Origin of the sequence: Pseudomonas sp. NY15356 (assembly GCF_048068175.1) — a bacterium.
GTDB classification, from domain to species: Bacteria; Pseudomonadota; Gammaproteobacteria; order Pseudomonadales; family Pseudomonadaceae; genus Aquipseudomonas; species Aquipseudomonas putida_K.
The window spans coordinates 172,459-181,017 of the sequence record NZ_JBLUPW010000005.1 but is presented as its reverse complement, the minus strand read 5'-3'; the positions used below and the strand labels follow the sequence as shown (position 1 = coordinate 181,017).

The 8,559-nt window shown below is 62.3% G+C and carries 9 protein-coding genes; 4 read left to right on the top strand and 5 right to left on the bottom strand.

Annotation, left to right across the window (positions count from 1 at the left end):
- The first annotated feature begins 208 nt into the window (after positions 1-208).
- Both ACNFCI_RS06810 and ACNFCI_RS06805 read left to right on the top strand, forming a co-directional pair.
- Positions 209-616 carry a GFA family protein gene (locus ACNFCI_RS06810; RefSeq protein ID WP_084854598.1) on the top strand — a complete coding sequence of 136 codons (408 nt, stop codon included), beginning with the start codon at positions 209-211 and terminating at the stop codon, positions 614-616.
- Positions 617-702: 86 nt separating this feature from the next.
- A complete protein-coding gene (locus ACNFCI_RS06805; protein ID WP_224456368.1) occupies positions 703-1,041 on the top strand; it encodes an FKBP-type peptidyl-prolyl cis-trans isomerase in 339 nt (112 codons plus the stop codon).
- Positions 1,042-1,142: 101 nt separating this feature from the next.
- Here the strand turns inward: ACNFCI_RS06805 and ACNFCI_RS06800 are convergent, their stop codons facing one another.
- The 3 genes from ACNFCI_RS06800 to ACNFCI_RS06790 all read right to left on the bottom strand — a co-directional run bounded on the left by ACNFCI_RS06800 (position 1,143) and on the right by ACNFCI_RS06790 (position 4,311).
- Positions 1,143-1,871: an aspartate/glutamate racemase family protein gene (locus ACNFCI_RS06800; RefSeq protein WP_368830308.1), complete on the bottom strand. Its 729-nt coding sequence runs from the start codon at positions 1,869-1,871 to the stop codon at positions 1,143-1,145.
- Positions 1,872-1,885: 14 nt separating this feature from the next.
- Positions 1,886-3,421, bottom strand: coding sequence for an NCS1 family nucleobase:cation symporter-1 (locus ACNFCI_RS06795; protein WP_368830307.1), 1,536 nt, complete (start codon positions 3,419-3,421; stop codon positions 1,886-1,888).
- Between the two features lie 452 nt (positions 3,422-3,873).
- Entirely contained in the window at positions 3,874-4,311 is a 438-nt protein-coding gene (locus tag ACNFCI_RS06790) for an Lrp/AsnC family transcriptional regulator (RefSeq protein WP_368830306.1), read from the bottom strand.
- A 133-nt stretch (positions 4,312-4,444) separates the two neighbouring features.
- Here ACNFCI_RS06790 and ACNFCI_RS06785 point away from each other — a divergent pair, with 133 nt between their 5' ends.
- Positions 4,445-5,344, top strand: a complete 900-nt coding sequence (locus ACNFCI_RS06785) for a DMT family transporter (RefSeq protein ID WP_368830305.1) — start codon at positions 4,445-4,447, stop codon at positions 5,342-5,344.
- 183 nt (positions 5,345-5,527) lie between these two features.
- Positions 5,528-6,457 (top strand): class I SAM-dependent methyltransferase, encoded by a 930-nt coding sequence (locus tag ACNFCI_RS06780; protein ID WP_368830304.1) that lies wholly within the window; start codon positions 5,528-5,530, stop codon positions 6,455-6,457.
- 74 nt (positions 6,458-6,531) lie between these two features.
- Here ACNFCI_RS06780 and ACNFCI_RS06775 read toward each other — a convergent pair whose 3' ends face one another.
- Together ACNFCI_RS06775 and ACNFCI_RS06770 are read right to left on the bottom strand one after the other, a co-directional pair.
- Entirely contained in the window at positions 6,532-7,530 is a 999-nt protein-coding gene (locus tag ACNFCI_RS06775) for a sulfate ABC transporter substrate-binding protein (protein ID WP_084854609.1), read from the bottom strand.
- Between the two features lie 197 nt (positions 7,531-7,727).
- Positions 7,728-8,549, bottom strand: coding sequence for an ion transporter (locus ACNFCI_RS06770; protein WP_084854610.1), 822 nt, complete (start codon positions 8,547-8,549; stop codon positions 7,728-7,730).
- Between the last annotated feature and the right edge of the window lie 10 nt (positions 8,550-8,559).

Here is an 8,559-nt window from a genome sequence, read left to right as displayed (position 1 = left end):
TCAATTCGCGATTTTGTACGGAGATCGGTTCATCAGGCCGACCTGGTGAAAATCAGGGCCTGCCTGACGGCAGGCCGTTACCGGCCCGCACACAAAAAATCTGACACTTCCACCACCAGAAACGAATACCCACACGACCTAAATGCCCAAGCCCAACAGGAGATCCCCAACCTATACTTCCAAACCCAATCCCCAAGGAGCTCCACCCATGCCCCTGGAAAAACAAGGCACCTGCCTCTGCGGCCAAACCCACCTGAAAGTCACCGTCGACAATACCCATATCAGCGCCTGCCACTGCAGCATGTGCCGCAAATGGACCGGCGGCCCCCTCTTGGTCGTACACTGCAGCCAACCCCCCCAGATCGAAGGCACGCCCCCCACCGTCTACGACTCCTCCGACTGGGCCCAACGCGGCTTCTGCGGCCAGTGCGGCACGCACCTGTACTACCGCCTGAAGGCCAACGACTTCTACGCCATCCCGGTTGGCCTGCTGGATGGTGATGAAACCTGGGACTTCGATCTACAGATCTTCGTCGAACAGAAACCCGCCTGGTACTGCTTCGCCAACCAGACCAAGGAACTGACCGGCCAGGAAGCCTTCGAGCAGCTCGGCTAGGCGACCCTAGGCGCCTCGCGGCCTTGCCAAAGCGGTTCATTCCTGAGAAAACGGCGGCCACGAAATCCGTTTCAGGAACAACAGGCATGAGCAGCGAACTGCAAATCATCGATCTCGAGGAAGGCCAGGGCAAGGCCGTGGTCAAGGGCGCCTTGATCACCACCCAGTACACCGGCTGGCTGGCCGACGGCAGCGAGTTCGACTCGTCCTGGTCGCGGGGCAAGCCGTTCCAGTGCGTGATCGGCACCGGTCGCGTGATCAAAGGGTGGGACCAGGGCCTGATGGGGATGCGCGTCGGCGGCAAGCGCAAGCTGCTGGTGCCGGCACACCTGGGCTATGGCGAGCGCAGCGTGGGTTCGATCCCGCCCCACTCGGACCTGACATTCGAGATCGAGTTGCTGGAAGTGCTGACGCGGGATGATTGAGTCGTTCATAGGCTCAGCCGCAACGTGCGGCAGTGGCGCGACCATGGAGCGCATAGCTGCCCGACCTGAGCCAGTGGGTCGGGCAGCGCGCAATTGAGAACCTATCGACCGAACATCATCGGCCAGCCCACCACTTTCTTCGCCCGAGGCGTGGCGTAGGTCCGCACCTTGGAAGTGCTCAGGCCCATGCGCACCAGCGACTCGGCGATGGTCACCGCTGCACTGACACCATCGACCACTGGCACGCCGGTGCGCTGACGGATCTGCTCGTCCAGCCCGGCCATGCCGCCACACCCAAGGCAGATCACCTCGGCCTTGTCGTCGCGCACGGCCCGTTCAGCCTGCTCGACGATCGCCTCTACCGCGCGCTGTGGGTCGGCCTCCAGGTCGAGCACGGCCAGGCCGCTGGCGCGCACCGAGGCGCAGCGATCGAACAGGCCCGAGAGCTTGAGGCGGTCCTCGATCAGCGGCACGGTGCGGTCCAGGGTGGTGACCACCGAGTAGGCGTGCCCCAGGTACATGGCGGTGCTGGCGGCGGCATCGGTGATGTCCACCACCGGCACATCCAGCAACTCCTGCAGGCCCTCGCGGCCATGCTCGCCGTAACCTGCCTGGATCACTGCATCGAAGGGTTCTTCGTAGGCCAGCACGCGGTCCATGACGGCGATGGCGGCCAGGTAGCTCTCGAAATTGCCTTCCACCGACTCGGCACCGAACCAGGGGGTCAGGCCGATGATTTCGGTACCCGGCGAGGCCACGTTGCGGGCCTGTTCGGCGATGGCGTCGGTGATGGCGCTGGTGGTGTTCACGTTGGCGATCAAGATGCGCATGAAGGATCTCCCTATCAATGGCTGCTGTGGTCGACGGCGATGGCTTCGCCGCTGACGTCGAGGTATTGGCGGTTGCGCGGCGCGAGCAGCAGGTACAGGGCGGCGGCGGTGCCGGCGCCAATCAGCCAGGAGAACGGCGCGACGCTGTGGAAGTTGGGCACCAAGGCCAGGACGATGGCCAGCAGCGCGGTGGGCAGGAAGGCGGCGACGGCGCGCAGGTTGATGCCTCGGGTGTAGAAATAGGCGCCGGCCGGGTTCTCGCTGTACAGCTGCGGAACGTTGACCTGGCCTTTGCGCAGCAACCAGTAGTCGGCCATGATCACGCCGTACAGTGGTCCGAGCAGGGCACCCAGGCCAGACAGGAAGTACACGATCACCAGCGGGCTGTTGTACAGATTCCACGGCAGGATCAGCACTGCCAGGGTCGCGCTGATCAGCCCCGCGCGGCGGAAGTTCAGGTGACGTGGCGCCAGGTTGCTCAGCACGAAAGCCGGGGCGACGAAGTTGGCCATGATGTTCACCGCCACGGTGACGATCAAGAAAGCCAGGCAACCCAGGACCAGGAACGGCGTGCTGGGGATGTTGGCGACGATCTGGGTGGGGCTGTCGATCACCTGGCCGTTGATCTGGAACTGGGCACCGCACAGCACCGCGGTGATGGTGGCGAACACCAGAATGTTCACCGGCAGGCCCCAGAAGTTGCCCACGCGAATGGTCTTGCGGCAGGGCGAGGAGCGGGCGAAGTCACAGAAGTTCAGCACCAGCGTGCCGTAGATCGCCAGCCACAGGGCGCCGCCAGCGAAGATGTTGCGCCACATCTCGTAGCCGGTCAGCGGCTCGGCCACCGACCAGGCGATGCGCGCATCGGCCTGGAAGTACATCCAGCCCGCAAGGCTTGCCACGGTCAGCAGGATCACCGGGCCGGCGAAGGCTTCGTAACGGCGCACCATCTCCATGCCGTAGGCCAGGATCACCAGCTGCACCAGCCAGATCGCCACGAAGCACACCCAACCCAGGCTCGACAGACCGAGGATGCTGTTCTGGTCATGGATGGCCAACTGCGGCCATATCGCAGTGAGCAATACCCGCAATACCACCGAGGCCAGGTACGTCTGGATGCCGAACCAGGCGATGGCGATGACCGCGCGGATCAGGGCTGGAATCTGTGCGCCGTGGATCCCGAACGCGATGCGGCTGATCACCGGGAAGGGCACGCCGGTCTTCTGCCCCATGTAGCCGGACAGGTTCATGAAGAAATACACCAGTGCTGCGCCGATGGCCAAGGACAGCAGGATCTGCCAGCCACCCAAGCCGAGCGCGAACAGCCCCATGGCGAATGAATAGTTGGCGATGTTGTGCACGTCGTTGGTCCACAGCGCGAAGATGCTGTAGCGCCCCCAGCGCCGGCCTTCGCTGCGGGTCGGGGCCAAGTCGCGGTTATGCAGGCGTGGGCTGAGTTCGAGGTCCGGTAGATCACCGGCGAGTGGTGTCGAAGTGGGGTTGGTGCTGGCAACGGATAGTTCAGGGGCAAGGTTGAGGCTGGTACTCATTCCGGCAGGCTCCTGATGCGTGTGGACTGCGATGATCGGGCATGCGCACGGGCTCGCCATCTCGTCGGTGCAGCGTTGGCATCACTGGGTTCTGGGCGCAACGGCCTGCCGGGGCAGGCGCTGCGGGTTCTTGTGTATTTATGTTTTGTTTAACTTGTATACAAAACACGAGGACACAAAAGCGAGTTCCATGCCAGGCGAAAAGCAACTTTTAGCGTGAGGATTTTTCGAATTTATCTTGTTGAAAGATAAGTGAATGAAATTGAGGAATTATAAGTTGACCAAATGAACAGTTTTTATTTTCGAAGTGCGCTGTTAGTTGATCGATTGGTCAGTTTTTAGCGGTGGAAGTATGTAACGTGCTGAGGCGTTACTGCACAAAAGTGCACACAAAAATGGCACCTAAGGTGACATTTGTGTGTACAAAAATTAACCGTTGCGTATCCGAACTGCTATTCCATGGGTGGCAGCCGGCGTTTGACCGGTGTCTTCTTGATGATCGCCGTGTTGGTTTCGGCCAGCACATTGATGCGATCGAGCAGGGTGTCCAGCTGTTCCATGGAGCGCACGTGCAGACGGGCGATGAAGCAATCCTCGCCAGTGACTTTGTCGCATTCGGTGAATTCGGGGATGGCGATGATCTGCCGCTCGACGTCCTGCAACTGTCCCGGCAATGGTCGGATGCGCACGATGGCCTGTAGCTGGTAACCGAAGCTTCGGGGGTCGATATCTACCGTATAGCCGCGCAGCACGCCGCGTTCTTCCAGGCGGCGCAGGCGTTCGCTGACACTGGGCGCCGACAGGCCGCTGATCTGAGCCAGTGCCTTGAGCGAACGGCGTGAGTCTTCCATCAAGGCATTGATCAACAGCTGGTCTATGGTATCGGTCATGTCGCCCTCGTTAGGTGATTTCCTGTATTCGCCTTGATAGTAAAGGTGAATTCGCGAGAACGGCTTTGTTATCCGCTGGATGGTCGACCGTCGCCTCGCACATACTGTGGCCCTGTTCGACAGGAGGTGTGAGATGGACAATTCGTTGCGTCGCGGCTCGCTGGAGATGACGGCCGCCATGCTGATCTCCGGTACCATCGGTTGGTTCGTACTGGTGTCCGGGCAGCCGGTACTGGAGGTGGTGTTCTGGCGTTGTGTGTTCGGCGCCGGCACCTTGCTGCTGATCTGCGCAGCCATGGGGTTGTTCAAGCCCGGTGCGCTGACCCGCACGACCTTCCTGCTGGCAGTGACCAGCGGGGTGGCCATCGTCGGTAACTGGGTGCTGTTGTTCGCCTCCTACGCCAAGGCCTCGATCGCGATCGGCACGGCGGTGTACAACGTTCAGCCGTTCATGCTGGTGGGGCTGGCGGCGCTGTTCCTGGGCGAGAAGATCACCTTGCCCAAGATGACCTGGTTGAGCCTGGCATTTCTCGGCATGCTGGCCATCGTCAGTGCCCATGGCAGCGGCCAGGGAGGGGCGGGGGATTATCTGCAAGGCATCGGCCTGGCGTTGGGTGCAGCCTTCCTCTACGCCGTGGCGGCGTTGATCATCAAGCGCCTGAGCGGTACCCCGCCGCACCTGATCGCCTTGGTCCAGGTGGTGACCGGTATTGTGCTCCTGGCACCTTGGGTCGGGGTGCGAGGGCTACCGGCAGACACATCGGCACTGGCCAGCCTGGTGACCTTGGGCATCGTCCATACCGGGCTGATGTACGTGTTGCTGTACAGCGCCATCCAGCGCCTGCCGACGGCGCTGACCGGTGCGCTGTCGTTCATCTACCCGATCGCGGCGATCCTGGTCGATTGGGTGGCGTTCGACCATCGCCTGGCACCGCTGCAGTGGCTGGGTGTGGCGGCGATCCTGCTGGCGGCGGCAGGCATGCAGCAGGGGTGGTGGTTCCGTTCGGGCAGGGGAGCGGTGAAGGGGTATTGAGCGAGGTTTGCCTTGCGGCCCTATCGGGGGACAAGCCCGCTCCCACAGGGATGCGCCGCTCTTGCGAACAGCGGTGAACCTGTGGGAGCGGGCTTGTCCCGCGATGGGGTACGTAGCAGCCTCTGACAGTGCTTATAGGCTGGCATTAGGTAGAATGCGTTCTTTTTTGCTTGCGACCCCACCATGACCTCGCCGATCCATATCCTCGAGCAACACCTGCTCGCCGCCCTTGACCCCGCCCCGCAGGAAACCCGCCGCCTGTTCCACGGTCGTGGCCGCTGCTGGCTGGGGCTCGAGCAGATCACGGTCGACTGGCTGCAGGGCGTGCTACTGGTAGCGCTGTTCCGCGAGCCGCCCGAGGGCCAGCTGGCCGAGCTGGAGACCATGCTGCGCAGCCTCGCCGAGCGCCCGCAGTGGACTGGGCAGGCTATCCTCATCCAGCACCGCTACCTGCCGGACAGCCCCGGCCAGTGGCTGCTGGGCGAGCCGTGCCAGCAACGCGAAGTGATCGAAGATGGCCTGACCTATCTGCTGGACCTGGGCGTGCGGCAGAACAACGGCCTGTTCCTCGACATGCGCTACGGTCGCCGCTGGGTACGCGAGCAGGCCGCGGGCAAGCGGGTGCTCAACCTGTTCGCCTATACCTGCGGATTCTCGGTGGCCGCCATTGCCGGCGGGGCGCAGCAAGTGGTCAACCTGGACATGGCCAAGGCGGCATTGTCCCGTGGCCGCGACAACCACCGGCTCAATGGCCACGATGCCTCCCGGATCGCCTACCTGGGGCATGAGCTGTTCAAGTCCTGGGGCAAGGTGCGCAAGTACGGGCCCTATGACTTGATCATCATCGACCCACCGACCTTCCAGAAGGGCAGCTTCGTGCTGACCCAGGACTACGCGAAGATCCTGCGGCGCCTGCCGGAGCTGCTGACGGAAGAGGGGACGGTGTTGGCGTGCATCAATGACCCGGGGATCGGGCCGGACTTTTTGATCGAGGGCATGGGCGAGCATGCACCGGGGCTGGTATTCGTCGAGCGGCTTGAGAACCCACCGGAGTTTCCGGATGTCGACCCGGCAGGGGGCTTGAAGGCATTGGTGTTTCGCCAGCGAGCCTGAGTAAGCTTCAATCGCGGGACAAGCCCGCTCCCACAGAGATCGTATCTGTCGGTGCGGGCTTGTGTCGCGAACCGTTACTGGTTGGTATAGATCTGGTCGAACACGCCACCGTCATTGAAGTGGGTCTTCTGCACGGTACGCCAGTCGCCGAAGGTTTTCTCCACCGACAGGAAATCGACTTTCGGGAAGCGGTCGGTGTACTTGGCCAGAACGGTCGCGTCACGCGGGCGCAGGTAGTTTTGCGCGGCCAGTTCCTGGGCGGCCGGTGACCACAGGTATTTGAGATATTCCTCGGCCACGGCGCGGGATTTCTTGCGCTCGACCACCTTGTCGACCACGGTCACCGGCGGCTCGGCCTCGGCCGACACGCTCGGATAGACCACCTCGAACTGGTCGCGACCGAATTCGCGGGCGATCATTTCCGCCTCGTTCTCGAAGGTCACCAGCACGTCGCCGATCTGGTTGGTCATGAAGGTCGTGGTGGCGGCACGGCCACCGGTGTCCAGCACCGGAGCCTGCTTGAACAGTTTGCCGACGAACTCGCGCGCCTTGGCTTCGTCGCCGCCTTGCTTGAGCACATAGCCCCAGGCCGACAGATAGGTGTAGCGGCCGTTACCCGACGTCTTGGGGTTGGGCACGATCACCTGCACGCCGTCCTTGAGCAGGTCGGGCCAGTCCTTCAGGGCCTTGGGGTTGCCCTTGCGCACGATGAACACGGTGGCGGAGGTGAACGGCGCGCTGTTGTTCGGCAGGCGCGTGACCCAGTTGTCCGGCACCAGCTTGCCGTTGTCGGCCAGGGCGTTGATGTCGGTGGCCATGTTCATGGTGATGACGTCTGCCGGCAGGCCGTCGATCACGGCACGTGCCTGCTTGCTCGAGCCGCCGAAGGACATTTGCACGTTGACCTTCTCATTGTGCTCGGCTTCCCAGTGCTTCTGGAATGCTGGATTGTAGTCCTTGTAGAAGTCGCGCATCACGTCGTAAGACACGTTGAGCAGGGTCGGTGCAGCCTGGGCCAGGTTGCCCAGGGCCATACCGGCGGCGAGCAGCGATGCGGTGAAGAGCTTTTTCACGTTGCTTCCTTGTTCTTGAGAGGTTGTAGGCAGTTTGCCAGCGACTATAGCGGGTGGCTTGGCAGGGGTTAAAGAACAAAAAACACTTTGGTTATGCCGTTGTCTGTCCCGGCCCTTTCGCGGGTAAACCCGCTTCAACAGGTACGGCGAAACCTGTGGGAGCGGGTTTACCCGCGAAGGGCCCGTACAGGCAAGCATCACTGCTTCGGGAACAACGCATTGCCACAGCGCGAGCAGAACGCCGCGCCGTGTTCATGGGTGTTCTTGCGGCACGTCGGGCAATCATGCTGCAGCTGTTCGCCGCGCAGGGCGTTGGCCAGCTCCGCAGTGAAGATGCCCGTGGGTACGGCGATGATCGAATAACCGGTGATCATCACCAGCGACGACAGTACCTGACCCAGCGGCGTCTTCGGCACGATATCGCCGAACCCCACTGTGGTCAGGGTGACGATCGCCCAGTAGATGCCCTTGGGGATGCTGGTGAAGCCATGCTCGGGGCCCTCGACCACGTACATCAAGGTGCCGAACACGGTCACCAGGGTCGATACGCTGACCAGGAACACGATGATCTTCTGCCGGCTGCCCTGCAGTGCCGCGAGCAGGTAATGGGCCTGTTTGAGGTAGGGGCTGAGCTTGAGCACACGGAAGATCCGCAGCATGCGGATGACCCGCACGATCAGCAGGTACTGGGCGTCGCTGTAGTACAGGGCGAGGATGCCCGGGATGACCGCCAGCAGGTCCACCAGCCCATAGAAGCTGAAGGCATAGCGCAGGGGCTTGGGCGAGCAGTAGAGCCGCACCAGGTACTCCACCAGGAAGATCGCGGTGAAGCACCACTCGATCCCGGCCAGCAGGCCGGCGTATTGCTGGTGCACTTCGTCGATGCTGTCGAGCACGACCGTGACCAGGCTGGCGAGGATGACCAGCAGGAGGATCTTGTCGAAACGCCTGCCGGCGACGGTATCGGTCTGGAAGACGACGACGTAGAGCCGCTCGCGCAGGTTCGCAGGGTTATCCATGGGCTCGTTC

Bases quoted from the DNA above. Each gene is read 5' to 3' on its own strand.
- ACNFCI_RS06800 (WP_368830308.1), bottom strand. From the start codon at position 1,871: ATGCGCATCTTGATCGCCAACGTGAACACCACCAGCGCCATCACCGAC.
- ACNFCI_RS06785 (WP_368830305.1), top strand. From the start codon at position 4,445: ATGGACAATTCGTTGCGTCGCGGCTCGCTGGAGATGACGGCCGCCATG.
- ACNFCI_RS06770 (WP_084854610.1), bottom strand. From the start codon at position 8,549: ATGGATAACCCTGCGAACCTGCGCGAGCGGCTCTACGTCGTCGTCTTC.
- ACNFCI_RS06790 (WP_368830306.1), bottom strand. From the start codon at position 4,311: ATGACCGATACCATAGACCAGCTGTTGATCAATGCCTTGATGGAAGAC.
- ACNFCI_RS06795 (WP_368830307.1), bottom strand. From the start codon at position 3,421: ATGAGTACCAGCCTCAACCTTGCCCCTGAACTATCCGTTGCCAGCACC.
- ACNFCI_RS06780 (WP_368830304.1), top strand. From the start codon at position 5,528: ATGACCTCGCCGATCCATATCCTCGAGCAACACCTGCTCGCCGCCCTT.
- ACNFCI_RS06810 (WP_084854598.1), top strand. From the start codon at position 209: ATGCCCCTGGAAAAACAAGGCACCTGCCTCTGCGGCCAAACCCACCTG.
- ACNFCI_RS06805 (WP_224456368.1), top strand. From the start codon at position 703: ATGAGCAGCGAACTGCAAATCATCGATCTCGAGGAAGGCCAGGGCAAG.